Source organism: Kitasatospora sp. Ki12, from assembly GCF_054601375.1.
Window position 1 is genome coordinate 904,445 of sequence record NZ_BAAIHT010000001.1, and the last position, 24,325, is coordinate 928,769.

The window sequence follows — 24,325 nt, forward strand, 5'->3', positions numbered from 1 at the left end:
CTCCCCTGCCTTCCCGGGGTTCGAGGTGCGTCGCCACGGCACACACCTTATTGAGTCGGACGCCCGGGACGTGCATCGCGGTTCGCCCTCCCGGGTAGGAGATCCGGATGCCCGTGGACGGACGGGTCTCAGGTCCGGTCCGCGAAGGCCCCCGCGAGCTCCCTGACCCGGGCCGCGGCCGGGGCCACGGCGCCGCCGGCGGCCACCCGCGCGACCAGCCCGGCGATCTCGGACAGCTCCGCCCCGCCCATCCCCTGGCTGGTCACGGTGCCCGTGCCGAGCCGGATCCCGGAGGCCTCGGCGGGCGGCGCCGGGTCGAAGGGCAGCGCGCACTTGCCGAGCAGCAGCCCGGCCGCCGCGCAGCGCCGTTCGGCCTCCGCGCCGGTCACCCCCAGCGGGCTCAGGTCGGCCGTCACCAGATGGGTGTCGGTACCACCCGTCAGGGGGCGCATTCCGGCCTCTGCGAGCCCCTCGGACAGTGCCCGCGCCCCGGACACCGTCTGCTCCGCGTACGCCCGGTACGCGGGCGTCGAGGCCTCCATGAGGGCCACCGCCTTGCCCGCCACCTCGTTCATCGCCGCGCCGCCCTGGGTGAACGGGAACACCGCCCGGTCGATCCGCTCCGCCAGCTCCGCCGTGCACAGCAGCAGACCGCCGCGCGGACCGCGCAGCAGCTTGTGGGTGGCCGCCACCGTGACGTCCGCGTACGGCACCGGCGAGGGCGCCACCCCGGCCGCGACCAGGCCGGTGGTCTGCGCGACGGCGGCGATCAGATAGGCGTCCACCTCGTCGGCGATCGCCCGGAAGGCCGCCCAGTCCGGATGCCGGGGGTAGGAGATCGAGCCCGCCACGATGGCCTTGGGGCGGTGCTGCCGGGCCAGCTCCCGCACCTGGTCGAGGTCGATCAGCCCGTCGCCCTCCCGGACGCCGTAACCGGTGAAGGTGAACCAGCGGCCGGAGAAGTTGGCGCGCGAGCCGCAGCTGAGGTGGCCGCCGTGCTCCAGCGACATCGCCAGCACCCCGTCGCCGGGCTTCAGCAGCGCCGCGTACGCCGCCAGCATCGCCGAAGTCACCGAGCGGGGCTGGACGTTGGCGTGCGGGGCGGCGAACAGCCCGCGGGCCCGGTCGACCGCCAGCAGCTCCGCGGCGTCCGCCAGCGCGCAGCCGGTGTGGTGCCGGCGGCCCGGGTAGCCCTCGGCGTACTTGTCGATCAGGGGGCCGGTCAGGGCCGCCAGCACGGCGGGGGTGGTGAGGTTCTCCCCCGCCAGCAGCTGGATCGTCTCGGCCCGCCGCTCGGCCTCCGCGGCCAGCAGGTCGGCCAGCTGCGGATCCGCCCGGAACAGGGCCTCGGACGCCCAGGGGCGCCCCTTCGTCGTGGTCGAGCCGGTCGCGGCTTCGGTGACGGTCATGGCGGGGCTCCCGGGCGCTGCGGGTGGGGGCACCTCCCAGCCGGAGGCTGGGGGCCGGTCAGTCCAGCGTAGGACCGCCACCGGCGCCCGGCCCGCCGGAACGGGGCCGTTCGGGCCCCCTTTTATTGCGCTCGGCTCGCCTCTTATTGCGCTCGGCTCGCCTCCGGGCCGCTCCGGCCCGGCGCCGACGGTCGGCGCTCCAATGCCCTCGTCCCTCGGGCCTCCTCGCTTCTCCCTTTCGGCACCGGCGCGGCCCTTCGGCTCGCTCGCGAGCGGTGCCGCTCGCCGGGTGTCGCTCGCGGGGTCAGCGGGGTGCGGAGACGCCGGTGAGCGCGGTGACCACCGGGTCGACCGCGTGGAATATCTCCTCGCCGCAGTTGCGGAACATGCCGATCGGGGCCCCGTACGGGTCGTCCAGCTCGTCCGACTCCGGGGTGGCGGCCAGCAGCCAGCCGCGCAGCGCGGCGGCGGCCCGGACCAGTGCGCGGGCCCGCTCGGTGACGTCGGCACCGCGCCGCGGGTCCGGCAGCGTGCCCGGGTCGATCGTCCGCACCAGGCGGGTGAACTCCTTCAGCGTGAAGGTGCGCAGCCCCGCCTCGTGCCCCATCGAGATCACCTGGGCGCGGTGGTCCAGGGTCGCGGTGAGCACCAGGTCCGCCTCGACCACGTGCTCGTCCAGCAGTTCCCGGCCGGTGAAGCCGCCGCTGTCGGCGCCGTACTCGTCGAGCACGGTCGCGGCGTGGTCCTCCATCGGCGCGCCCACGTGGCCCCAGGTGCCGGCGCTCTCGACCAGGATCCGCCCGGCCACCCGGGGGCTCAGCCGGGTGTCCAGCTCACGCCGGGTGAGCCGCTCGGCGATCGGCGAGCGGCAGATGTTCCCGGTGCAGACGAACAGGATCCGGAAGTGGTCCAGCGGCCTGGGGCCCACGCTCAGGTACGGCGCTATGCCGGGCCCGGCATGGAGCGAGGCGATGGGCGTCAACTGCCGGCCTCCAGGTCGGGGACGACCTCCCTCAGCTGCTCGACGCTGATCGCGCCGGCCCGCAGCAGGACCGGGACCTTGCCGGTCACGTCGACGATGGACGAGGCGGCGGAGTGGTCGGCCGACCCGCCGTCCAGGTAGACCGAGACCGCGTCGCCGAGCTGCCCCTGCGCCTCGTCGCAGGTCAGCGGCGAGGCTCCGCCGATCCGGTTGGCGCTGGAGACGGCCATCGGACCGGTGGCGTTCAGCAGCTCGATGGCGACCGGGTGCAGCGGCATCCGGACCGCGACGGTGCCGCGGGTCTCGCCGAGGTCCCAGCGCAGCGAGGGCTGGTGCCGGGCGACCAGGGTCAGCCCGCCGGGCCAGAAGGCGTCGACCAGCTCCCAGGCCTGCTCGGAGAAGTCGGTGACCAGGCCGTGCAGCGTGGTCGGCGAGCCGACCAGCACCGGGGAGGGCGTGTTGCGGCCGCGGCCGCGGGCGGTCATCAGCTCGCCGACGCCCTCCGGGGAGAAGGCGTCCGCGCCGACCCCGTACAGGGTGTCGGTGGGCAGCACGACGAGTTCGCCGCGGCGGACGGCCGAGGCGGCCTCGCGCAGACCGGTGGCGCGGTCCCCGGCATCGGCACAGTCGTAGCGGCGGCTCATCGGTGCGGTCCCCTTCCGGAGTGGCTCTCGGCGGTCACTACGGCCGTCACAGCGGTCACAACGACACCCTGCGGGCTGTTGTACTGTGCTCGACGGTTCACAACGACACCCTGCGGGCGGTTGTGAAGCGCGGCCGGTTGTTCAGGTCGCGGTGGTCGGCGGTGTCCGTCCAGCCGCGTTCCTCGTTGAAGATCCACGGCACCTGGCCGCCCTGCTGGTCGGCGTGCTCGATCACCACCGCGCCGCCCGGGCGCAGCAGCCGCGCGGCCACCCGCTCGATGCCGCGGATGGTGTCCAGGCCGTCCTCGCCGGAGAACAGCGACATCTGCGGGTCGTGGTCGCGGGCCTCCGGCGCGACGTACTCCCACTCGGTGAGCGGGATGTACGGCGGGTTGGAGATGACCAGGTCGAAGCGGCCGTCCCAGGAGCGGTCGTCCTCGAAGGCCTTGGTGGCGTCCCCGGCGTGCAGGGTGACCCTGGCGCGGTCCGGGCTGGCCTCGATGTTGCGCCGGGTGTACTCGAGCGCGCCCTCGTCCAGCTCGAAGGCGTGCACGGTCGAGCGCGGCAGCTCCTGGGCGAGGGCGAGGGCGATCGCGCCGGAGCCGGAGCACAGGTCCACCACCAGCGGCTCGGCCACGTCCATGTCGCGCACCGCGTCTATGGCCCACTCGACGACCGTCTCGGTCTCCGGCCGGGGCACGAACACCCCGGGGCCGACCTCCAGTTCGAGGTAGCGGAAGAACGCGCGCCCGGTGATGTGCTGGAGCGGCTCGCGCGCCTCCCGGCGCGAGACCGCCTCCCAGTAGCGGGCGTCGAAGTCGGCGTCCTTCACGGTGTGCAGCTGGCTGCGCTTGACGTGGTGGACGTAGGCGGCGAGCTCCTCGGCGTCGAAGCGCGGCGACGGCACGCCGGCCGCGGCCAACCGCTGGGTGGCCTGGGCCACCTCGGCGAGCAGCAGGTTCATCCGTACGACCTCATGTTTCTGCGCTCCGGCTTCGGACCGCGCGTGGGCTGGGGCGCGCCGGTCTCAGTTCTCTTGGGCCGCGGCGAGCTTGGCCGCCGCGTCCTTGTCGACGCAGGACTGGATCACCGCGTTCAGGTCGCCGTCCAGGACCTGGTCCAGGTTGTACGACTTGAACCCCGTGCGGTGGTCCGAGATGCGGTTCTCGGGGTAGTTGTACGTCCGGATCCGCTCGGAGCGGTCCACCGTGCGGACCTGGCTGCGGCGCGCGTCCGAGGCCTCGCGCTCGGCCTCCTCCTGCGCGGCGGCCAGCAGCCGCGAACGCAGGATGCGCATCGCCTGCTCCTTGTTCTGCAGCTGGCTCTTCTCGTTCTGGCAGGACGCCACGATACCGGTCGGCAGGTGGGTGATCCGGACCGCGGAGTCGGTGGTGTTGACCGACTGGCCGCCGGGGCCGGAGGAGCGGTAGACGTCGATCCGCAGGTCGTTGGCGAGGATCTCGACCTCGACCTCCTCCGCCTCGGGGGTGACCAGCACGCCCGCCGCGGAGGTGTGGATGCGGCCCTGGGACTCGGTGGCGGGGACGCGCTGCACGCGGTGCACGCCGCCCTCGTACTTCAGCCGGGCCCAGACGCCCTGGCCGGGCTCGGCGTTGCCCTTGGTCTTCACGGCCACCGAGACGTCCTTGTAGCCGCCGAGATCGGACTCGTTGGAGTCGATGAGCTCGGTCTTCCAGCCGATCCGCTCCGCGAAGCGCAGGTACATCCGGAGCAGGTCGCCGGCGAACAGCGCGGACTCCTCGCCGCCCTCGCCCGCCTTGATCTCCAGGATGACGTCCTTGTCGTCGCTCGGGTCGCGCGGCACCAGCAGCAGCCGCAGCTCCTCGGTGAGCTCGTCCCGGCGCGCCTCGGAGTCCTTCACCTCGGCGAGGAACTCCGGGTCCTCCGCGGCGAGTTCGCGCGCGGCCTCGATGTCCTCGCCAGCCTGCCGCCACTGCCGGTAGACCCGGGTGATCGGGGTCAGCTCGGCGTACCGCTTGGCCAGCTTGCGGGCGTTGTTCTGGTCGGCGTGGACGGACGGGTCGGCCAGCCTCGTCTCGAGGTCGGCGTGCTCGACGAGGAGCTCTTCGACTGCCTCGAACATGGGGTGGCCTTCTTCCCGGGGGGTTCGGATCGTGCGGGGCGCGGAACGCGGAGGTGCGGAACGCGTGGAGCTCGGATCGCGCGGGGGGACGCGAACGGCGCCGGTCCCCGGCGCCCCCGACAACGAGTACGGGGGCACCGGGAGCCGGCGCCGAGGGAGCGCTAGGCCTTCGCGCTGTGCTGCTTGCCGAAGCGGGCCTCGAAGCGGGCCACGCGGCCACCGGTGTCGAGGATCTTCTGCTTGCCGGTGTAGAACGGGTGGCACTGCGAGCAGACCTCGGCGCGGATCTCGCCACTGGTCTCGGTCGAGCGGGTGGTGAACTCGGCACCGCAGGTGCAGGTCACGCGGGTGACCACGTACTCGGGGTGAACGTTGGGCTTCAAGGGGTTCTCCTAGGTTTCGGGAGGGCACCGGGTCGGCGGCTGGGGCGCCGCACGTGAACCGGGACCGACGTACCAGTCTGCCAGGACCGGCCGCATCTTCCCAAACCGGGGCGCGTTCCGGGATATTCCGGGACGCTCAGCGCGCGACGGTGGCCTTGGCGCTCGGCTTCCCGGCGGACCGTGCGGGGGCCGTCGGGGAGGCCGTGGGGGCCGCCTGGGCGGGGTTCTCGGGCTGCGCGGAGACGACGGCCCGCGGGACCTCCTGGTCGGCCTTGAGCGCCGCCCAGAGCTGGTCGGCCTGCGGCTGCTGCTCGACCACCCGGTTCGGGTCGCCGGGGGCGGCCTCCACCGGCAGGGTGACCATGTCCAGTTGGTCCGGCCCGATCCCCTTGAGCTCCTGCACCAGCCCCACCAGGGAGTTCACCGAGCCGAGCGCGGAGTCGGTGGTGATGCTCTTGGTCACGGTGTCACCGATCGACCACAGCTTGACCGGGTCGGTGAACAGCCCGGCCCCGCCGGCCTGCCGCAGCAGCGACTTCACCATCTGCTTCTGCAGCTCGATCCGGCCGAGGTCGCTGCCGTCGCCGACGCCGTGCCGGGTGCGGACGAAGGCCAGCGCCTGCTTCCCGTCCAGGTGGTGCTCCCCGGCCGCCAGGTCGAGCCCGCTGTCCTTGTCGTGGATGGCCACCGTGGTGGTCACGGTGGCCCCGCCTATCGCGTCCACGACCCGGGCGAAGCCGGCGAAGTCGATCTGCAGGTAGTGGTCCATCCGCAGCCCGGTGAGCTGCTCGGTGGTCTTGACCGCGCAGGCCGCGCCGCCGCTCTCGAAGGCGCTGTTGTACATCGCGCGCTTGGCGCCGGGCACGGTCCTGCCGCTCGCGTCGGTGCAGTCGGGGCGGGCGACCAGGGTGTCGCGCGGTATCGAGACGATCTGGGCGCGCGAGTGGTCCTGGTTGACGTGCAGCACCATCGCGGTGTCCGAGCGGGCGGTGTCGCCGGTGTTCCCGCCGGCCAGGTCGCCGTTCTCGCCGTTGCGCGAGTCGGAGCCCAGCACCAGGACGTTGAAGGAGCCGTCGGTGGCGGCGGGCGGCCTGGCGTCGCCGAGGCGGCCATCGATGTCGACGCTCTTGATGTTGCCGTTGAGCCGCACGTACGCGTAGACGGCCGCGCCGGCGCCGAGGACGACGAGCGCGACGAACGCGCAGGCGGCCGTCCGCAGGACTTTGCGGCGGCGACTCGGGACCCTCTTGTGCTCGGCCATACGGTCCAGAGTAAATCGGACAACATGATCCAAAGCCCCCAAGTTGTCCCAACTCTGGAACAACCCGGGCACGGACGCACGGAACCCCGGACCGCTCGCGCGATCCGGGGTTCCGTGCTTCGACAGCCGTCCGGCTACGGTCAGTCGCCGGAGCCGGGGGTGGTCTTGGCGATCTGCATCAGGAACTCGGCGTTGCTCTTGGTCTGCTTCATCTTGTCCAGGAGCAGCTCGATCGCCTGCTGCGAGTCGAGCGCGTGCAGCACCCGGCGGAGCTTCCAGACGATGGCCAACTCCTCGCTGCCGAGCAGGATCTCCTCCTTGCGGGTGCTGGAGGCGTCCACGTCGACGGCCGGGAAGATGCGCTTGTCCGAGAGCTTCCGGTCGAGCTTGAGCTCCATGTTGCCGGTGCCCTTGAACTCCTCGAAGATCACCTCGTCCATGCGCGAGCCGGTCTCGACCAGCGCGGTGGCCAGGATGGTCAGCGAGCCGCCGTTCTCGATGTTGCGCGCGGCACCGAAGAACTTCTTCGGCGGGTAGAGCGCGGTCGAGTCGACACCACCGGACAGGATGCGGCCGGAGGCCGGCGCCGCCAGGTTGTAGGCACGGCCCAGGCGGGTGATCGAGTCCAGCAGGATGACCACGTCGTGGCCCAGCTCGACCAGGCGCTTGGCGCGCTCGATGGCCAGCTCGGCGACGGTGGTGTGGTCCTCGGCCGGGCGGTCGAAGGTCGAGGAGATGACCTCGCCCTTCACCGACCGCTGCATGTCGGTGACCTCTTCCGGACGCTCGTCGACCAGGACGACCATCAGGTGGCACTCGGGGTTGTTGTGGGTGATCGCGTTGGCGACCGCCTGCAGCACCATCGTCTTGCCGGTCTTCGGCGGCGCGACGATCAGACCGCGCTGGCCCTTGCCGATCGGCGACACGAGGTCGATGATCCGGGTGGTCAGCACGCCCGGGTCGGTCTCCAGGCGCAGCCGCTCCTGCGGGTACAGCGGGGTGAGCTTGTTGAACTCGGGGCGGCCGCGGCCGCTGTCCGGGTCCATGCCGTTGACGGAGTCCAGCCGCACCATGGCGTTGAACTTCTCGCGGCGCTCGCCGTCGCGCGGCTGGCGCACCGCACCGGTGATGGCGTCACCCTTGCGCAGGCCGTTCTTGCGGACCTGGGCGAGCGAGACGTAGACGTCGTTCTGGCCCGGCAGGTAGCCGGAGGTGCGCACGAACGCGTAGTTGTCGAGGATGTCGAGGATGCCCGCGACCGGGATCAGGACGTCGTCCTCGCCGATCGGCGTCTCGACGGGGCCGGCCTCGAAGCCGTCACGGCCGCGACGGCCACGGCGGTCGCGGTAGCGGCCGCGACGGCCCCGACGGCCCTCGCCGAACTCGTCGTCGTCGTAGCCGCCCTGCTGGACCTGCGGCTGCTGGGTCTGCGGGGCCTGGCGGCCCTGCTGCTCGCCCTGGCCGCCGCTCTGCTGCTGGCCGCCCTGCTGGCCCTGGCGCTCGGGCCGCTCGGTGCGCTCGCGGCGGTTGCGGCGGTCGCGACGCGACTCGCGGGACTCGGCGTCCTGGGCCTCGCCGGCCTCCGGACGCTCGGTGCGCTCGCCGGTGTCCCGGCGCTCGCGGCGCTCACGGCGGTCGCGGCGGCTCTCGCGGCCGTCCTCGCGGCCCTCGAAGCCACGGGTCTCGGCCGGGCGGGCCTCGGCCTGCTTCGGCTCGGCGACCGTGACGGTGGCGGCCTCGGCGGCGGCCTCGGCGACCGGGGCGGTGGGGGCGCCGGCGGCCGAGGTGGCACGGCGGCGGGTGCGCTCGGCGCGGGCCGGCGCGGCGGTCTCGGCGGCGGCCTGGACCGGGATCTCGATCTGGGCCTGCGGCTCGGCGGCGGCCGGGGCCTCGGCGGCGGCCTCGGCCTTGGCGGCGGCGGCCTTGGTACGGCGGGCCGGCTTCTCGGCCGGGGCCTCGGCGTCCGCCTTGGCGGCGGTGCGCTTGGCGGCCGGGGCGGAGCCGCCGGCGGCGAGCAGCGGGTCCCCGCCGCTCTTCTCCTTGATGGTCTCGATCAGCTGGCTCTTGCGCATGCGTCCGGTACCGGTGATGCCAAGATCCGCGGCGAGCTTCTGCAGCTCGGCCAGGACCATGCCGTCCAGGCCCGCGGCGGCACTGCGGCGGCGCCGCGGGGCAGCGGGGGCGGCGGCTGCGTCCGACGCGTCGGCGTCCGGGCGCGCGCCCATCAGATCGGTGGAGTCGCTCACTAAGGGTCCTTCCCTGGAGCGGACGTCGGCCTGTCTGGCTCGGCGACCGGTTGTGCTGTCCTGACCAACGCTCGACTGCGTCGGTCCGAGGCGGTGATCCCTCGAATGGCGGGAGCCTGTCGAGGGAGAGCTGCGAGGTGCGGTGCGTGAAGCACGGTGGTGCTGAGTGGCGCGTGGGCCGGTCGTGTGTCGACCTCCCCTGAGGGCGTAACCCCCACGCTCCCTGCGAATCCCGGGCCCCCGTCGCGTGACGGTGGCCCGCGCTCAGCCCGTCCTGGCCTCAGGTAGGAGGCCGCGGGTGGGAGTCAGGTGCCGTCACGGCTTCGGGATGCGGCCGCATGTCGCGCAGGCAGGCTGCGTACGCGCTGCGGTGGGCTCCCGGAGAATCGTCGCCCCGTGCATCGCCGGGGCTCCACGGCAGTGGAGCGCTGGGATCGGGACGCGGCGCACCGAGCCCCGGAGGGCACCTGGTGCAGCAATGAGATTAACACTACCGACCCCCTCAGACATTCCCCAGCCTTGCGCTTGCCAATCGTGTCCGGCGGGCCCGGCTCGGCGCGGAGCCGGTGCCGGGCGCCGGACGGGCGGCCCGTACGGCCTGGTCAGACGTCCAGCGGGAGCACGACGGCCCCGGCGCGGTCGACGTCCAGCCGGTGCGCGGCGAACGCCGGGTCGCCGCCGTGGCCGTGGTGCCCGGCGAAGGAGAGCACCTTGTCCGCGCCCGCCTCGTCGGTGAGGGCCAGGACGGTCGGGCCGGCCCCGGAGATGACCGCGGGGACGCCCTCCGCGCGCAGCGCGCCGACCAGGGCGGCGCTGTCCGGCATGGCGGAGGAGCGGTAGTCCTGGTGCAGGCGGTCCTCGGTGGCGGCGAGGAGCAGCTCGGGACGCCTGGTCAGGGCCTCCACCAGCAGCGCGGAACGGCCGGCGTTGACGGCGGCGTCGGCCAGCGGGACGGTCTTCGGCAGCAGGCCGCGGGCGGTCTCCGTGAGCACCGCGCCGGCCGGGACGAACACCACCGGGACGACCTGCTCAGAGGGCTCCAGGGCGATCGCCTTGGCCGACTCCTCGTCGGTCCAGGCGATGGTGAAGTTGCCGCGCAGGCAGGCCGCGACGTTGTCCGGGTGGCCCTCCAGCTCGGAGGCGAGGGCCAGCAGCGCGTCGTCGTCCAGCGCGGACGGACCGCCGATGGTGACGGCGCGGGCGGCCACGATGCCGGCGCAGATGGCGGCGGAGGAGGAACCGAGGCCCCGGCCGTGCGGTATCCGGTTGGCGCAGACCACTTCGAGGCCGCGCGGCTGGCCGCCGAGCCGGTCGAAGGCGGCGCGCATCGAGCGGATCAGCAGGTGGCGCTCGTCGCGCGGCAGCGTCTCGGCGCCCTCGCCCGCGATGTCGACGGAGAGGCCGGAGTCGGCGACCCGGACGACGACGTCGTCGTACAGGCCCAGCGCGAGCCCGAAGGCGTCGAAGCCCGGGCCGAGGTTGGCACTGGTCGCGGGAACCCGGACCCGGACGGCGGCGGCACGGAACGCGGGACCGGCCATGCGGTGGACTCTCCTGGGGAAATCGGGCGGCGCGGAGCGCGTCGTCGGTGCGAGGGTGGGGAAAGGGCCGCGGCCCCACGGGGGCGGGCGGTCACAGTCGTCGGCGCGGCCCGGACGGTACCGGGCCCGGGGCATGTGCCACACGGCCGAACCCAGAGTATCGAAGAGAGGTTCCCAAGCGGTACACCCCGTGGGTCCCCGGTCTGGTGTGTTGCCGGTTCTGGCCGGAATACACACCACTCTCAGTCAAAGAGAGGGGCGAAATCGGATCGGAATGCGCAGCGGAATTGACACAAAAGTGTCAGCGGAGAACTTTGACGGGTCGACCCCCGAAAGGGTCGACCCGTCGAAGTGTCAGACCCCGTTACCGGTCGAGCAGGCCGAGGCTGCGGGCCGCGGTCTCCGGGTCGACCGGGACGATCTGCGGCTGCGGCGCGCCGGCCACCGCCCAGTCCGGGTCCTTGAGGCCGTTGCCGGTCACGGTGCAGACGATCCGCTGGCCCGGGTCGACCAGACCGGCCTCCGCCTTGGCCAGCAGACCGGCCACCGAGGCCGCCGAGGCGGGCTCCACGAAGACGCCCTCCTGCGCGGCCAACAGCCGGTAGGCGGACAGGATCTGACGGTCCGTCACCTTGTCGATGAGGCCGCCGGACTCGTCCCGCGCGGCGAGCGCGAAGTCCCAGGAGGCCGGGTTGCCGATCCGGATCGCGGTGGCGATGGTCTGCGGCTTGAGCACCGGGGCGCCGTCCACGATCGGGGCCGAGCCGGCGGCCTGGAAGCCCCACATCCGCGGCGTGCGGGACGCCAGGCCGTCCGCGGCATACTCGCGGTAGCCCTTCCAGTACGCGGTGATGTTGCCCGCGTTGCCGACCGGCAGGACGTGGATGTCCGGGGCGTCGCCGAGCATGTCGACGATCTCGAAGGCCGCGGTCTTCTGGCCCTCGATCCGCACCGGGTTCACGGAGTTGACCAGGGCCACCGGATACTTCTCGGACAGTTCACGCGCAAGGGTGAGGCAGTCGTCGAAGTTCCCGTCGACCTGCAGGATCTTCGCGCCGTGCACCAGCGCCTGGCCCATCTTGCCGAGGGCGATCTTGCCCTGCGGGACGAGCACCGCGGAGACCATCCCGGCCCGCACCGCGTACGCGGCGGCGGAGGCCGAGGTGTTGCCGGTGGACGCGCAGATGACCGCCTGCGCGCCCTCCTCCTTGGCCTTGGAGATGGCCATCGTCATCCCGCGGTCCTTGAAGGAGCCGGTCGGGTTGGCGCCCTCGACCTTGAGGTAGACCTCGCAGCCCGTGCGCTCGGAGAGCACCTGGGCGGGGACCAGGGGCGTGCCGCCCTCCAGCAGGGTGACCACCGGGGTGGCCGCGGTGACCGGCAGGCGGTCCCGGTACTCCTCGATCAGGCCGCGCCACTGGTGGGTGTGCGCGCCTCGGACGACGTTCTCGGCAACGGCGTTCATGGCTGTTCCTTATTCCCCTTCGACCCGCATGATGCTGGCCACGTCCCGCACGCTGTCCAGCGCGCGGAGCTTGTCGACCGTCGCCGACAGCGCGGCGTCGGTGGCACGGTGGGTGACCACGACGAGCGAGGCGTCGCCGTCGCGGCCCTGCTGGCGCACGGTGTCGATGGAGACGCCGTGCTCGGCGAAGACGGACGCCACCTGGGCGAGCACACCCGCGCGGTCGTCCACGTCCAGGCTGACGTGGTAGCGGGTGACCACCTCGTCCATCGGCTTGGCGGGCAGCTGGGTGTACACCGAGTCACCGGGACCGGTGGCGCCGGCCAGCTTGTTGCGGCAGACCGCGACCAGGTCGCCGAGGACCGCGGAGGCGGTCGGCGAGCCGCCCGCGCCGGGGCCGTAGAACATCAGCCGGCCGGCCGCCTCGGCCTCGACGAACACCGCGTTGTACGCCTCCCTGACCGAGGCCAGCGGGTGCGAGAGCGGGATCATCGCCGGGTGGACCCGGGCGGTGACGGACTCGCCGTCGGCCGCCCGCTCGCAGATCGCGAGCAGCTTGACCACGCAGCCCATCTCCTTGGCGGAGGCGATGTCGGCCGCCGTCACCTCGGTGATGCCCTCGCGGTAGACGTCCGCCGCGGTGACCTCGGTGTGGAAGGCGATGCCGGCCAGGATCGCGGCCTTGGCGGCGGCGTCGAAGCCCTCGACGTCGGCGGTCGGGTCCGCCTCGGCGTAGCCCAGCGCGGTGGCCTCCTCCAGCGCCTCCGAGTAGCCGGCGCCGGTGGTGTCCATCTTGTCGAGGATGAAGTTGGTGGTGCCGTTGACGATGCCCAGCACCCGGTTGACCTTGTCGCCCGCGAGGGACTCGCGCAGCGGGCGCAGCAGCGGGATCGCGCCCGCCACCGCGGCCTCGTAGTACAGGTCCACCCCGGCCCGGGCGGCCGCCGCGTGCAGCTCGGTGCCGTCCTGGGCGAGCAGCGCCTTGTTGGCGCTGACCACCGAGGCGCCCTTCTCGAAGGCGGCCAGGAGCAGGGATTTGGACGGCTCGATGCCGCCCACGACCTCGACCACCACGTCGATGTCGCCCCGGGTGACCAGGGCCTCGGCATCGGTGGTGATCAGGTGCTCGGGTACGCCCGGGCGCACCCGCCCGGCCCGCCGGACCGCGATCCCGGCCAGCTCCACCGGGGCACCGATGCGAGCGGCGAGGTCGTCGGCCGTCGTCGTCATGATGCGCGCCACCTCGGAGCCCACCACACCACAACCCAGCAACGCCACCTTCAGCGGGCGCGTACGCATCATCCGACTCCGCTCTGCATTCATCGTGCTTCGGTATTTCCGGCGGTTTTCCTGCACCGCCGGGAACTTCGGTCCGTACCAGTCTCCGGGACTTTCCGCACGGATCTACGGTCGTTCCATGATCTGAGACAAGGATTTCGTCATCCGATATCCAGACGCAGGAGATCCTCCTCCGTCTCGCGCCGGACGATCACCCGCGCCGCACCGTCCTTGACGGCGACCACGGGGGGCCTGAGGGCGTGGTTGTAGTTGCTCGCCATCGAGCGGCAGTAGGCGCCGGTGGCGGGCACCGCGACCAGGTCGCCGGGGGCCAGGTCGGCCGGCAGGAAGGCGTCCCGGACGACGATGTCGCCGGACTCGCAGTGCTTGCCGACCACCCTGACCAGCATCGGCTCGGCGTCGCTGGTGCGCGACACCAGGGCCACCGAGTACTCGGCGTCGTACAGCGCGGTGCGGATGTTGTCGGACATGCCGCCGTCCACGCTGACGTAGGTGCGCAGGCCCTCCAGCGGCTTGACGGTGCCGACCTCGTACAGCGTGAACGCCGTCGGGCCGACGATCGCGCGGCCCGGCTCCACGCTCAGCCGGGGCGCGTCCAGGTTCGCGGCGGCGCACTCGCGGCGGACGATGTCGGCCAGCGCGGCCGCGATCTCGGCCGGCTCGCGCGGGTCGTCCTCGCTGGTGTACGCGATGCCGAGGCCGCCGCCGAGGTCGATCTCGGGCAGCTGGACGCCGTGCTCGTCACGGATCAGCGCCAGCAGGCCGACCACCCGGCGGGCGGCCACCTCGAAGCCCGCCGTGTCGAAGATCTGCGAGCCGATGTGCGAGTGGATGCCGCGCAGTTCCAGGCTGTCCTGCGCGAGCACCCGGCGCACCGCCTCGGCGGCCGTACCCCCGGTGAGCGAGAGGCCGAACTTCTGGTCCTCGTGCGCGGTGGCGATGAACTCGTGGGTGTGCGCCTCGACGCCGACGGTGACCCGGATCAGCACCTGCTGGCGCACGCCCTGGCGGGCGGCGATCCCGGCGAGCCGCTCGATCTCCTCGAACGAGTCGACCACGATGTGCCCGACGCCGGTCTTCACCGCGTGCTCGAGCTCGTCCACCGACTTGTTGTTGCCGTGCAGCGCGATCCGCTCCGGCGGCATCCCGGCGGCCAGCGCCACCGCCAGCTCGCCCGGGCTGCACACGTCGAGGTTGAGGCCCTCCTCGTGCAGCCAGCGCACGACCGCCTTGGAGAGGAACGCCTTTCCGGCGTAGTAGACGTCCGCGTCGGCGCCGAAGGCGTCCCGCCAGGCGCGCGCCCGGCCGCGGAAGTCGTCCTCGTCCAGCACGTAGGCCGGGGTGCCGAACTCGGCGGCCAGCCGCTTGACGTCGATCCCGCCGACCGTGGCCACGCCCTCGGCGTCGCGGGTGACGGTGCACGACCAGACCTTGGGGTCGAGCGCGTTCAGGTCGGTCGGCGGGGCCTGGTAGTGGCCCTCGGGCAGGACGTCACCGTGGCGGGGGCCTGCGGGGTGTGCGGAGCGACTCATGCGCCCACCTCGCTGCGCTCGGCGGGGCATTCGCCACGCGCGGTACCCATGATTCGCTCGCTTCGCTCGCTCATGTTCGAATTTCCTTCGAGACCTATGGCGAGGGGCGGCGACGGTCCTCGTTGACCGTCAGCCGCCCCCGCTGTGCGCTTGGGGGTGGTGCTTACATCCGCTCGGGCGCCGTCACGCCCAGGAGCGTGAGGCCGTTGGCGAGCACGGTGCGCGTCGCCTCGACCAGCCAGAGGCGGGCCCGGTGCGTGTCCGTGAGCTCCTCGTCGCCCTTGGGCAGGAACATGCAGTTCTCGTACAGGCGGTGGTACTTGCCCGCGAGCTTCTCCAGGTAGACGGCGACCCGGTGCGGCTCGCGCAGCTCGCCGGCCGTGGCCAGCACGCGCGGGAACTCGGCGAGGTGGCCGAGCACGTCGGACTCCCACTCGGTGGCGAGCAGCTCGGGTTTGAACTGCTCGGCCGTGCCCTTGTCCACGCCCAGCTCGGCCGCCTTGCGGGCGACACCGCACATCCGGGTGTGGGCGTACTGGACGTAGTAGACCGGGTTCTCGTTGGACTGGCTGGTCAGGATGTTGATGTCCAGCGTGATCGTCGAGTCCGTGGAGGAGCGCGCCAGGGTGTAGCGGGCGGCGTCGACGCCGATCCAGTCGACCACGTCGTCGATCGTGATGATGTTGCCGGCCCGCTTGGACATGCGGACCTCTTCGCCGTCGCGAAGCATCTTCACGAACTGGCCGATCTTCACCTCGATGTTGCGGTCCATGTCGTCGCCCGCGCAGGCCGAGATGGCCTTGAGGCGGTTGACGTACCCGTGGTGGTCGGCGCCCAGCATGTAGAGCGCGACCTCGGCGCCGCGGTCCCGCTTGGACAGGTAGTACGCGGCGTCGGCGGCGAAGTAGGTCTTGTCGCCGTCGGCCTTGATCAGGACGCGGTCCTTGTCGTCGCCGAAGTCGGTGGTGCGCAGGAAGACGGCACCGTCCTGCTCGAAGACGTGGCCCTGCTCGCGCAGCCGGTCGATGGCCTTCTCGACGGCGCCCGAGTCGTGCAGCGTCTTCTCCGAGAACCACACGTCGAAGTGGGTGCCGAACTCGTCCATCGAGCGCTTGATCTCGGCCACCATGAGCTTGAGGCCCTCGGTGCGGAAGACCTCCAGCTGCTCGGCCTCGGGCAGGTCGAGCACGCCCGGGATCGCGTCGGTGAGCGCCTTGGCGATGTCGACGATGTACTCGCCGACGTAGCCGCCCTCGGGCACCTCGCGGCCGTTCGCGGCGGCCTGGAGCGAGGCGGCGAACTTGCTGATCTGCACGCCGGCGTCGTTGAGGTAGTACTCGGTGGTGACGTCGGCACCGGAGGCCCGCAGCACGCGCGCCATCGAGTCGCCGACGGCGGCCCAGCGGACGCCGCCGATGTGGATCGGGCCGGTCGGGTTGGCGGAGACGAACTCCAGGTTGATCTTCAGGCCCTTGAGGGCGTCGTTGCGGCCGTAGGCCTCGCCCGCCTCGACGACGGTGCGGGCGAGCGCACCGGCGGTGGCGGTGTCCAGGGTGATGTTCAGGAAGCCCGGACCGGCGATGTCGACCTTGGCGACGCCGGTGATCCCTCGCAGGCGCTCGGCCAGCAGTTCGGCAACGGCTCGCGGCGGCTTGCCGGCCGCCTTGGCGAGCTGGAGGGCCACGTTGGTCGCGTAGTCGCCGTGGTCCCTGTTCTTGGGCCGTTCGACCGTCACGTGCTCGGGCACGGCGACGGCCAGCTCGCCCGCCTCGACGGCGGAGCTCACTGCGGCCTGGATTGCCTGGGAAAGGTCTGCGGGGGTCACGACGCCAAGCGTAGGCGAGACGGGGTACCCGCCCGCCACTCGGTTTACCGGTTGAGACGCCCGGGGGCGCCGACGCGCCGTCCGGCCCGGGGTCTCAGCCGCGATCCGTCCGCTCTGTTCGCTCAGGGCGAAACCCCCCGGTGCGCCCGCCGCGCTGCCCGCCGCGCTGCCCGCCGACCCCGCCGTCGAACCCGCCGCCGCGTTCACCGGCCGGTTCGCCGCCGAGTCCGCCGTCGTCGCCGCCGCCGAGGCGCATCAGGCGGCGGACCAGGGCCACCAGGTCGGCCGGGTCGAAGGGCTTGCCGAGGTAGCCGTCCACCCCGACGGTCTCCCCCAGGTCCAGGTCCGCCGGGGTGCAGGCGCTCACGATCGCGATCGGCAGCCGGCGGGTGTCCGGCGTCGCCCGCAGCCGGGCCGCCGTCCGCAGGCCGTCCAGCCGCGGCATCATCACGTCCAGCGTCACCACGTCGGGCTTCACCCGGCGGATGATCTCCAGGCACTCGGCGCCGTCGGCGGCGGTCACCACCTCGAAGCCCTCGAGCTCCAGGTTGACCCTGATCAGCTGGCGGATCACCTCGTTGTCGTCCACCACGAGGACCCGCCCGGACACTCCCGACACCTCACCGAGGTTATCCGCGGCCCCACCGCCCCGTCCGGCCTTTGGACACTTCCGCTCCGCCGCGGGCCCGCCGCCGCCCCGACGGCCTTCCACCCCAACGATCTTCCGGGCCCCGACGATCTTCCCGGAAACCTGTGCGCGGACCACGGCCCGGGCCTGGTAGTGTTCTCCACGTCGGAAGCGCGAGCCACCGACAGGCCGACAGGCCCCCGTAGCTCAGGGGATAGAGCACCGCCCTCCGGAGGCGGGTGCGTAGGTTCGAATCCTACCGGGGGCACTTCGCAGCAAGTGCAATCAGGGCCCAGATCAGTGGAGTTGATCCACGGATCTGGGCCTTCGTCATGTCCGGGGGCGGCCCGCCCGCACCCCCGGGCAGGGCGCCCCCGGGGTCAGGACGCGGCGGTCTCGGCCTGGGTGTAGAGGGCCGCGATGGTGTGGTCGAAGTAGGCGCTGTAGGACACGTCGTCGGTGTCGCCGCCCTGCTGGTAGCCGCCGATGGCGCCGACCACGTCGCCGGTGGCCGCGCTGATCCAGGGGCCGCCGCTGGTGCCGGCCGGGTAGGACGGGCACTGGACGGCCCGCTGGTAGGCGCTCTGCCGGGCGGTGGTGTTGGTGCAGAGGTTCGGCTCCTCGGCGTCGGCGGGGTAGCCGTAGAGGCGGACGGTGGCGTCGAACGGCTCGTCGGTGCCCAGGTGGTTGCCGCCGACCACGTCCTCGACCTTGCGGCCGTTGCTGGGGGCGGTCTCCAGGATCGCGAAGTCCTCGTCCACGTCGCCCTTCTGGGCCCAGTTGCTCGTGGTGTGGATCGCGGTCACCTGCCAGGTGCCGTACGGGGCGGAGCCGTCGCGGTAGCCCGGGGCGAAGGTGACGCCGTCGGTGCTGCTGAGGCAGTGCGCGGCGGTCAGCAGCAGGTTGCCGGTGGCGCTGTGCAGCACGCTGGCGGTGCAGAAGTGGTTGCCGGCCGCCACCGAACCGCTGAACAGGGCGCCGACGGTGGCGGTTTCGCGCGCGTCGGCGGGGGCGGGGGCGGTGGTCGCACCGGCCGTCGGGGTGGCGGCCGCCGGGGTGTCGGTGGGCGCGGGCAGGTCGGTGGGGCTCGGCACCGGGGTCGGGCCGTCGGTCGGCGTGGGGGCGGCGACCGGGGCGGCCGCCGTGGTGGGGACCGGCGCGGGCGCGACGGCGGCCCGGGTGGAGCGGGCGGCCTTCCCGGCGGCCGTCGCGTCGGACAGGTCCAGCCCGTGCGTCCCGGCGACCACCGCGGCCACCACCACGGCCGAGAGCCCGGTGAACAGGGTCGGGGCCAGAAGTCGACGACGGCTCGGCTTCGGACGGCGGTGCTGACCCATGTTCCTGCTACTCCTGCCGTCGGTCGGTGGCGGTGCTCGGTCAACGACTATGACGGAGTTGCCTGCAAAGGTCGTTACCGGCGGCTTGGAGCTCGATGAGAAATCCGTCACTCCGGCCGGAACCGCGCGAGCGCGGCCTCCAGTTCCGCCGCCCCGAGGAAGGCCGTGTGCGTCCCGGCGGCGGTGCAGGCGAAGGCTCCGGCCACCGAGCCGGCCCGGGCGCAGTCCAGCGGCGGGCGGCCGCGGAACCAGGCGTGCAGGAAGCCGGAGACGAAGGCGTCCCCGGCGCCGTTGGTGTCCACCACCGGGCGGCCCGGGTCGACGGCGGGCAGGTGGTGCGGCGTCCGGTCGTCCCGGGTGAGCAGGTGGCAGCCCTCGGCGCCCGCGGTGGCGACGACCAGCCGCGCCCGGCCCTCGGCGAGGATCGCGCGCATCACCTCCTCGTGCCGGCCGCGGCAGCCGGCCACCGAGAGGAAGACCAGGTCGGAGCCGAGCGCGTAGTCGCGGTGGTGCGGGTCGGCGCCGTCCCAGTCGTGCAGGTCGGTGGAGGTGGTGCGGCCGAGCCGGTGCAGGTCCGCGTACATGTCCCGGTTGACGCCGGTGATGGACAGGTGGACGTGCCGGCTGCGCTCGGCGTACGGCAGGTAGAAGTCGCGCGGCAGCCGCAGGTCGGCGGGGTGGCGGCCGTCGTAGAAGGAGAACCGGCGGCCGGCCGCGTCCACCAGGTTGATCCCGCGCGGGGTGCCGTGCGGGCTCACCAGGTGGGCGAAGTGCAGGCCGTGGCGCCGGTAGGCGGCGCGGACCAGGTCGCCCTGCGGGTCCTCGCCGAGGAAGTCGAGGAAGGCGGTGCGCAGGCCGAGGTGGTGGGCGCCGAGGGCGACGCCGTTGCCGGTGTGGCCGACGTAGTCGCGCACCGGGCCGACGGACCGCGAGTCGCCGGGCGGGATCTCCAGCCGCTCGACCCGGACGATGCTGTCCACCCCGGCGCCGCCGACGACCAGCAGGTCGAACTCGGGCGCGGCGGACCCGGGCGGCGTGGCCGTGGACGGCGTGGTCTCGGGCAGCACGGCGGCGCCTCCTTGATCCCTGGACGGTGGCCAGGAGTCAAGCAGGCGCCGGAGGTTGACTGCAAGACCTTGCTGCAACTTTTCAATCGGTCGGTGGCCGCTCCGCCCCCGCCTCCGTCCGCACCTCGCCGCCGGCCCGGACGTTGGCCTTGACGTCGGCCATGGCGGCCTCGCGCGGGCTCGGCCGCCCGTCCACGGCCCGTACGGCGGTGGCTCCCCCGGCGGTTTCCGCGACCGGTTGCGCGACGGGTTCCGTGACAAGTTCCGCGCCGCCCTGGACGCCGGTCGCCTCACCGGGCGCCGGACGGTGGTTGATCATCAGGAACGCGACCAGCGCGGCGAGGATCAGCACCCCCATCGCCACCCAGGTGGCGACCGCGTAGCCGTGCACCGCGCCGTGGGCCTGCACCGCCGGATCGGAGGCGATCCGGCTGGACAGATAGGTCGCGGTGGCACTGGCCGCGATGGTGTTCAGCAGCGCCGTACCGAAGGAACCGCCCACCTGCTGGGCCGAGTTGATGGTGGCCGACGCGGCGCCCGCCTCGTTCGGGGCGACCCCCAGGGTGGCCAGGCTCATCGACGGCATGAACACCAGGCCCATGCCGAAGCCGAGCAACAGCTGGGCCGGCAGCACCATGGCGGCCCACGGGCTGTCCACCTTCATCTGGGTCAGCCAGGCCATGCCGCCCGCGGCGAGCAGCAGACCGGGGGCGATCAGGTTCCGGGACGGCACCCTGGTCATCAGCCGGGCCGCGAAGCCCGTCGAACTGATGATGATCGCGGCGGTCATCGGCAGGAACGAGACCCCGGACATCACCGGCGAGAAGTGCTTGATCACCTGGAGGTAGTAGGTCAGGAACAGGAACAGGCCGAACATGCCGACCATGGCCAGGCCGACCGAGAGCGCGGCGCCGCCGCGGTTGCGTTCACCGACGATGTGCAGCGGCAGCAGCGCGTGGTCGGTGCGCTTCTCGACCAGGACGAAGGCCGCGAGCAGCACGACGCCGAGCCCCAGTGCGCCCAGCACCAGCCAGTCGACCCAGCCCCGGGTCACGGCCTCGGAGGTGCCGAAGACGATGGCGAGCAGGCCGGTGCACCCGAGCAGCGCCCCCGGCAGGTCCAGCTTGATCCGCCGCCCCTTGGCGACGTGGTCGCGGGCGAGCACCCAGCGGGCGGCGAAGGCGGTGGCGATCGCGATCGGGGTGTTGACGAACAGGCACCAGCGCCAGTCCAGGTACTCGGTCAGCACGCCGCCGGTGATGAAACCGATCGCGGCGCCGCTGCCGGCGATCGCGCCGAAGATGCCGAAGGCCGTACTGCGCTCCCTGGGGTCGGAGAAGGTCGTCGAGAGCAGCCCCAGCGCGGAGGGGGCGAGCAGCGCGCCGAACGCGCCCTGCAGGGCCCGGGCGCCGAACAGCATGGCCGGGGTGACGGCCGCACCGCCGATGGCCGAGGCGAGGGCGAAGCCCAGCAGGCCGACGGTGAAGACGCGTTTGCGTCCGAAGAGGTCGCCCAGTCGGCCGCCGAGCAGGAGCAGGCCACCGAAGGCGAGCGTGTAGGCGGTGATCATCCACTGCCGGTCGGCGTCGGAGATCCCCAGGTCCTTCTGGGCCGACGGCAGCGCGATGTTCACGATGGTGATGTCGAGGACGATCATGAGTTGGGCGACGGCGATGACGGCCAACGCCCACCAGCGTCGGCTGTCCGTGCCCTCATGACCGGTGGCAGCTTGGGCAGTCACTGATCGAACCTTCCGGAGTGTGGCGGAGAGGTCACGCAGTCGCCTTCCAGCCAATACCCGGGCCCGACGCGATGGCAAGGAAAAATATTGCCAAATCGGACTTTTGGGACAAAAGAACCAGGCCCCCGGGACTCCGGGACGAGCCCCCGGGACCTGGTTCTCCGCGCCCGGTCCTCCGTGCCTCCTACAGCGCCGAGAGCTCCTCGACCAGGTCGTCCAGCCCCAGCGAGCCCTGCGAGAGCGCCGCCATGTGCCAGGCCTTGAGGTCGAACTCCTCGCCGCGCGCCTCGTGCGCCGCCTTCGCCGCCGCCCGGCCGCGCAGCCAGGCGCGCTCGCCGAGCTTGTAGCCGATCGCCTGGCCGGGCATGCCCAGGTAGCGGACCAGCTCGCTGTCCAGGAAGTCGTCGGTCAGGCCGCAGTAGCGGCCGAAGAACTCGCGGGCGTGCTCCGGGCTGACCGGCGCGCCCGGCTCGTACGGGGAGTCCGCCGGGAAGTCCAGGCCCGCGTGCATGCCGATGTCGACGATGACCCGCAGCGCCCGCATCATCTGCGCGTTGAGGTAACCGAGGCGGTGGCCCGGGTCGGTGAGGTAGCCGAGCTCGTCCATCAGGCGCTCGGCGTACAGCGCCCAGCCCTCCAGGTTGGCGCTGACCCCACCGAGGCTCACCTGGTAGGTGGAGAGCCGGTCCGCGACGTGGTTCCACTGCGCGAGCTGCAGGTGGTGGCCCGGCACGCCCTCGTGGTACCAGATCGACACCAGGTCCCAGAGCGGGAAGCGCTCCCGGCCCAGCAGCGGCAGCCAGGTCCGCCCGGGGCGGGTGAAGTCCAGCGACGGCGGGGTGTAGTACGGCGCGGCGGCGCTGCCGGCCGGGGCGATCTTCGACTCGACCCGGGTGATCGGCTCGGCCAGGTCGAAGTGGACGCCCTGGAGGTCCCGGACCGCCTGGTCCATCAGGCCCTGCAAGTGCTCCCGGATGCCCTCGGCGCCCTCGACGGCCGGGCCCTCGGTGCCCAGCCAGGCCATCGCCGCCATCGGGTCGGCGCCCGGGAGGACCTTCTCGGCCTCGACGCGCATCTGGGCGAGCAGGTCGTGGAACTCCGTCCAGGCCCAGGCGTAGGCCTCGTCCAGGTCCAGGTCGGCGCCGGCCCAGTAGCGGACCCACCGGCGGTAGCGCTCGCGGCCCACCGCGTCCGGGGTGCCGGCGGCGGCCGGGCCGTACACATCGCGCAGCCAGTCGCGCAGCGCGGCCAGCCCCTCGGAGGCGGCCACCGCATGCCCGGACAGCTCGGCGCGCAGGGACTCCGGGGCGTCCTGGACGAACTGGCCGAACCATCCGCCCGGCACCTCACCCTCCAGCCACTCGGCGATCTGCCCGACCACCGTGGTCACCTGGCGCGGGCCGGACAGCAGGCCGCGCTCGATGCCCTCGGCCAGGGTCTGCCGGTACTGCTCCAGCGCGACCGGGACCTTCGCCAGCCGGCGGCCGACCACCTCCCACTCGGCCTCGGTGCCGGTGGCCATCAGGGTGAAGGACTCCCGCAGGTCGTGCACCGGGGAGGCCAGGTTGCGGACCGCGCGGAAGTCCTCCCCCGCGTCGTGGACGGCCAGTTCGGCGGTCAGCCGCTCGCGCAGCAGCCGGGCGCAGCGGCGCTCGGACTCGTCCTCGGCGAGACCGGCGCGCTCGGCCTCGTCGAGCCGCGCCAGGGTGCGGCGGCCGAGGCCGGCGATCGCGGCGCGACCGGCCGGGGAGAGGTCGGGCAGCCGGTCGTCCTCCGGGTTGAGGCCGAGGTAGACCGCGGTCAGCGGGTCGAGCTCGGCCAGGGCGCGGACGTAGTCGTCCGCGATGCGGCGCGGGGTGCCGCCGTCCGCGGTGATCAGTTCTTCAACCATCCGGACATCATTTCGTGGCGCGGCCCGTTTGCAACCCCTTTGCCACCGGCATCCACCGGCGCGTACGGGAGGCCGGAGCGGGAAAATCCGTTCGGCCGCGACAGGATCCGATCGGTCCGGCGCCCATTACGCTGACGGCCATGGAAGCCCGCCCCACACCGGCATCCGACCAGGTGCCCGCCCCGGCCCCGGCCGCCACGGCCCCGCCCGCCCCGGCCCTGCCCGGGCCGCGCCCGCGCCGCACCGGCTACCGGCGGCTGCCGGTCCAGCAGCGGCGCGAGCAGCTGATCGCGGTCGCCCTGGAGCTGTTCGCCTCCCGGCCGCCCGAGGAGGTGAGCCTGGACGACGTCGCCGAGGCCGCCGGGGCCTCCCGCCCGCTGGTCTACCGTTACTTCGCGGGCGGCAAGCAGCAGTTGTACGAGGCCGCGCTGCGCACCGCGGCCGACGAGCTGACCGGCCGCTTCGCCGTCCCGCCGGCCGGGACACCGTCCGAGCAGCTGTCCGCCGTGCTGGACGCCTACTTCGCCTTCGTGGCCGAGCACGACGCCGGCTACTCGGCGCTGCTGCGCGGCGGTTCGGTGGTGGAGACGGCCCGCACCTCGGCGATCGTGGACGACGTCCGCCGGGCCGCGCTCCGGCGCACGCTGCGCCACCTGGGCGTGCGGGAGGCCGGGCCGCGCCTGACGCTGCTGGTGCGCTCCTGGATCGCGGTGGTCGAGGGGGCGTCGCTGAGCTGGCTGGACGAGGGGCGCGCGCTGCCGGTGGCCGAGCTGCGCGACTGGCTGGTGGACCAGTTCACCGCGATGGCGGCGGCGACGGCACTGCACGACCCGCAGACGGCGCAGGTGCTGGCGGGAGTGCTCGCGCTGGAGGGCCCGGGGGCGCCGCGGGCCGCGCGGCTGCGGGAGGTCCTGGAGCCTCACTAGGACAGGCCGTGGAACCGAAGTGGACCCGACGTGGACCCGACCCC

General features: G+C 72.9%; 19 protein-coding genes and 1 tRNA gene. 2 read left to right on the forward strand and 18 right to left on the reverse strand.

Annotated elements, in window-relative coordinates; genetic code table 11:
* Positions 1–128: 128 nt before the first annotated feature.
* The 14 genes from ACYP53_RS03830 to ACYP53_RS03895 form a co-directional block, all read right to left on the reverse strand.
* Positions 129–1,409 (reverse strand): serine hydroxymethyltransferase, encoded by a 1,281-nt coding sequence (locus ACYP53_RS03830; protein WP_459646635.1) that lies wholly within the window; start codon positions 1,407–1,409, stop codon positions 129–131.
* Positions 1,410–1,713: 304 nt separating this feature from the next.
* Positions 1,714–2,391 carry an arsenate reductase/protein-tyrosine-phosphatase family protein gene (locus ACYP53_RS03835; RefSeq protein ID WP_373313702.1) on the reverse strand — a complete coding sequence of 226 codons (678 nt, stop codon included), beginning with the start codon at positions 2,389–2,391 and terminating at the stop codon, positions 1,714–1,716.
* Positions 2,388–3,035, reverse strand: coding sequence for an L-threonylcarbamoyladenylate synthase (locus ACYP53_RS03840; protein WP_189915726.1), 648 nt, complete (start codon positions 3,033–3,035; stop codon positions 2,388–2,390). Before ACYP53_RS03840 ends, ACYP53_RS03835 begins: the two co-directional genes overlap by 4 nt.
* 97 nt (positions 3,036–3,132) lie before the next feature.
* Positions 3,133–3,999, reverse strand: coding sequence for a peptide chain release factor N(5)-glutamine methyltransferase (gene prmC / locus ACYP53_RS03845; protein WP_189915725.1), 867 nt, complete (start codon positions 3,997–3,999; stop codon positions 3,133–3,135).
* Positions 4,000–4,062: 63 nt separating this feature from the next.
* Positions 4,063–5,139 carry a peptide chain release factor 1 gene (prfA, locus tag ACYP53_RS03850; protein WP_189915724.1) on the reverse strand — a complete coding sequence of 359 codons (1,077 nt, stop codon included), beginning with the start codon at positions 5,137–5,139 and terminating at the stop codon, positions 4,063–4,065.
* A 161-nt stretch (positions 5,140–5,300) separates the two neighbouring features.
* Complete coding sequence (gene rpmE, locus ACYP53_RS03855) at positions 5,301–5,522, reverse strand: 50S ribosomal protein L31 (protein WP_030057539.1); 222 nt, start codon at positions 5,520–5,522, stop codon at positions 5,301–5,303.
* A 136-nt stretch (positions 5,523–5,658) separates the two neighbouring features.
* Positions 5,659–6,783: an LCP family protein gene (locus tag ACYP53_RS03860; protein ID WP_459646636.1), complete on the reverse strand. Its 1,125-nt coding sequence runs from the start codon at positions 6,781–6,783 to the stop codon at positions 5,659–5,661.
* 140 nt (positions 6,784–6,923) lie between these two features.
* Positions 6,924–9,029, reverse strand: a complete 2,106-nt coding sequence (rho, locus tag ACYP53_RS03865; RefSeq protein ID WP_189915722.1) for a transcription termination factor Rho — start codon at positions 9,027–9,029, stop codon at positions 6,924–6,926.
* A gap of 602 nt (positions 9,030–9,631) precedes the next feature.
* Positions 9,632–10,570: a homoserine kinase gene (thrB, locus tag ACYP53_RS03870; protein ID WP_189915721.1), complete on the reverse strand. Its 939-nt coding sequence runs from the start codon at positions 10,568–10,570 to the stop codon at positions 9,632–9,634.
* Positions 10,571–10,934: 364 nt separating this feature from the next.
* Positions 10,935–12,035 (reverse strand): threonine synthase, encoded by a 1,101-nt coding sequence (thrC, locus tag ACYP53_RS03875; protein WP_189915720.1) that lies wholly within the window; start codon positions 12,033–12,035, stop codon positions 10,935–10,937.
* Positions 12,036–12,044: 9 nt separating this feature from the next.
* Complete coding sequence (locus ACYP53_RS03880; protein WP_189915719.1) at positions 12,045–13,337, reverse strand: homoserine dehydrogenase; 1,293 nt, start codon at positions 13,335–13,337, stop codon at positions 12,045–12,047.
* Between the two features lie 137 nt (positions 13,338–13,474).
* A complete protein-coding gene (lysA, locus tag ACYP53_RS03885; RefSeq protein WP_459646637.1) occupies positions 13,475–14,866 on the reverse strand; it encodes a diaminopimelate decarboxylase in 1,392 nt (463 codons plus the stop codon).
* Between the two features lie 163 nt (positions 14,867–15,029).
* Entirely contained in the window at positions 15,030–16,691 is a 1,662-nt protein-coding gene (argS, locus tag ACYP53_RS03890) for an arginine--tRNA ligase (protein ID WP_459646638.1), read from the reverse strand.
* A 94-nt stretch (positions 16,692–16,785) separates the two neighbouring features.
* Positions 16,786–17,310 carry a response regulator gene (locus ACYP53_RS03895; protein ID WP_459646639.1) on the reverse strand — a complete coding sequence of 175 codons (525 nt, stop codon included), beginning with the start codon at positions 17,308–17,310 and terminating at the stop codon, positions 16,786–16,788.
* Positions 17,311–17,515: 205 nt separating this feature from the next.
* Between ACYP53_RS03895 and ACYP53_RS03900 the strand changes: the two genes are divergently transcribed.
* Positions 17,516–17,587 (forward strand) — tRNA-Arg (locus ACYP53_RS03900).
* A 112-nt stretch (positions 17,588–17,699) separates the two neighbouring features.
* Here the strand turns inward: ACYP53_RS03900 and ACYP53_RS03905 are convergent.
* From ACYP53_RS03905 to ACYP53_RS03920, 4 genes are all read right to left on the reverse strand, one after another.
* The gene (locus tag ACYP53_RS03905) at positions 17,700–18,656 is read right to left on the reverse strand and encodes a trypsin-like serine peptidase (RefSeq protein ID WP_459646640.1); all 957 of its coding nucleotides are present in this window, start codon (positions 18,654–18,656) and stop codon (positions 17,700–17,702) included.
* A gap of 107 nt (positions 18,657–18,763) precedes the next feature.
* Positions 18,764–19,723 carry a carbohydrate kinase family protein gene (locus ACYP53_RS03910; protein WP_229928524.1) on the reverse strand — a complete coding sequence of 320 codons (960 nt, stop codon included), beginning with the start codon at positions 19,721–19,723 and terminating at the stop codon, positions 18,764–18,766.
* Between the two features lie 82 nt (positions 19,724–19,805).
* Positions 19,806–21,464 carry an MFS transporter gene (locus tag ACYP53_RS03915; protein ID WP_268256558.1) on the reverse strand — a complete coding sequence of 553 codons (1,659 nt, stop codon included), beginning with the start codon at positions 21,462–21,464 and terminating at the stop codon, positions 19,806–19,808.
* Positions 21,465–21,648: 184 nt separating this feature from the next.
* On the reverse strand, positions 21,649–23,355 hold the full coding sequence (locus tag ACYP53_RS03920) for a DUF885 domain-containing protein (RefSeq protein ID WP_459646641.1): 1,707 nt from the start codon (positions 23,353–23,355) through the stop codon (positions 21,649–21,651).
* Between the two features lie 140 nt (positions 23,356–23,495).
* Here ACYP53_RS03920 and ACYP53_RS03925 point away from each other — a divergent pair, with 140 nt between their 5' ends.
* Complete coding sequence (locus ACYP53_RS03925) at positions 23,496–24,281, forward strand: TetR/AcrR family transcriptional regulator (protein ID WP_189915713.1); 786 nt, start codon at positions 23,496–23,498, stop codon at positions 24,279–24,281.
* Positions 24,282–24,325: the final 44 nt, after the last annotated feature.

Bases quoted from the DNA above. Each gene is read 5' to 3' on its own strand.
- ACYP53_RS03830 (WP_459646635.1), bottom strand. From the start codon at position 1,409: ATGACCGTCACCGAAGCCGCGACCGGCTCGACCACGACGAAGGGGCGC.
- ACYP53_RS03840 (WP_189915726.1), bottom strand. From the start codon at position 3,035: ATGAGCCGCCGCTACGACTGTGCCGATGCCGGGGACCGCGCCACCGGT.
- prmC (WP_189915725.1), bottom strand. From the start codon at position 3,999: ATGAACCTGCTGCTCGCCGAGGTGGCCCAGGCCACCCAGCGGTTGGCC.
- prfA (WP_189915724.1), bottom strand. From the start codon at position 5,139: ATGTTCGAGGCAGTCGAAGAGCTCCTCGTCGAGCACGCCGACCTCGAG.
- ACYP53_RS03860 (WP_459646636.1), bottom strand. From the start codon at position 6,783: ATGGCCGAGCACAAGAGGGTCCCGAGTCGCCGCCGCAAAGTCCTGCGG.
- thrB (WP_189915721.1), bottom strand. From the start codon at position 10,570: ATGGCCGGTCCCGCGTTCCGTGCCGCCGCCGTCCGGGTCCGGGTTCCC.
- thrC (WP_189915720.1), bottom strand. From the start codon at position 12,035: ATGAACGCCGTTGCCGAGAACGTCGTCCGAGGCGCGCACACCCACCAG.
- ACYP53_RS03880 (WP_189915719.1), bottom strand. From the start codon at position 13,337: ATGATGCGTACGCGCCCGCTGAAGGTGGCGTTGCTGGGTTGTGGTGTG.
- lysA (WP_459646637.1), bottom strand. From the start codon at position 14,866: ATGAGTCGCTCCGCACACCCCGCAGGCCCCCGCCACGGTGACGTCCTG.
- ACYP53_RS03905 (WP_459646640.1), bottom strand. From the start codon at position 18,656: ATGGGTCAGCACCGCCGTCCGAAGCCGAGCCGTCGTCGACTTCTGGCC.
- ACYP53_RS03920 (WP_459646641.1), bottom strand. From the start codon at position 23,355: ATGGTTGAAGAACTGATCACCGCGGACGGCGGCACCCCGCGCCGCATC.
- ACYP53_RS03925 (WP_189915713.1), top strand. From the start codon at position 23,496: ATGGAAGCCCGCCCCACACCGGCATCCGACCAGGTGCCCGCCCCGGCC.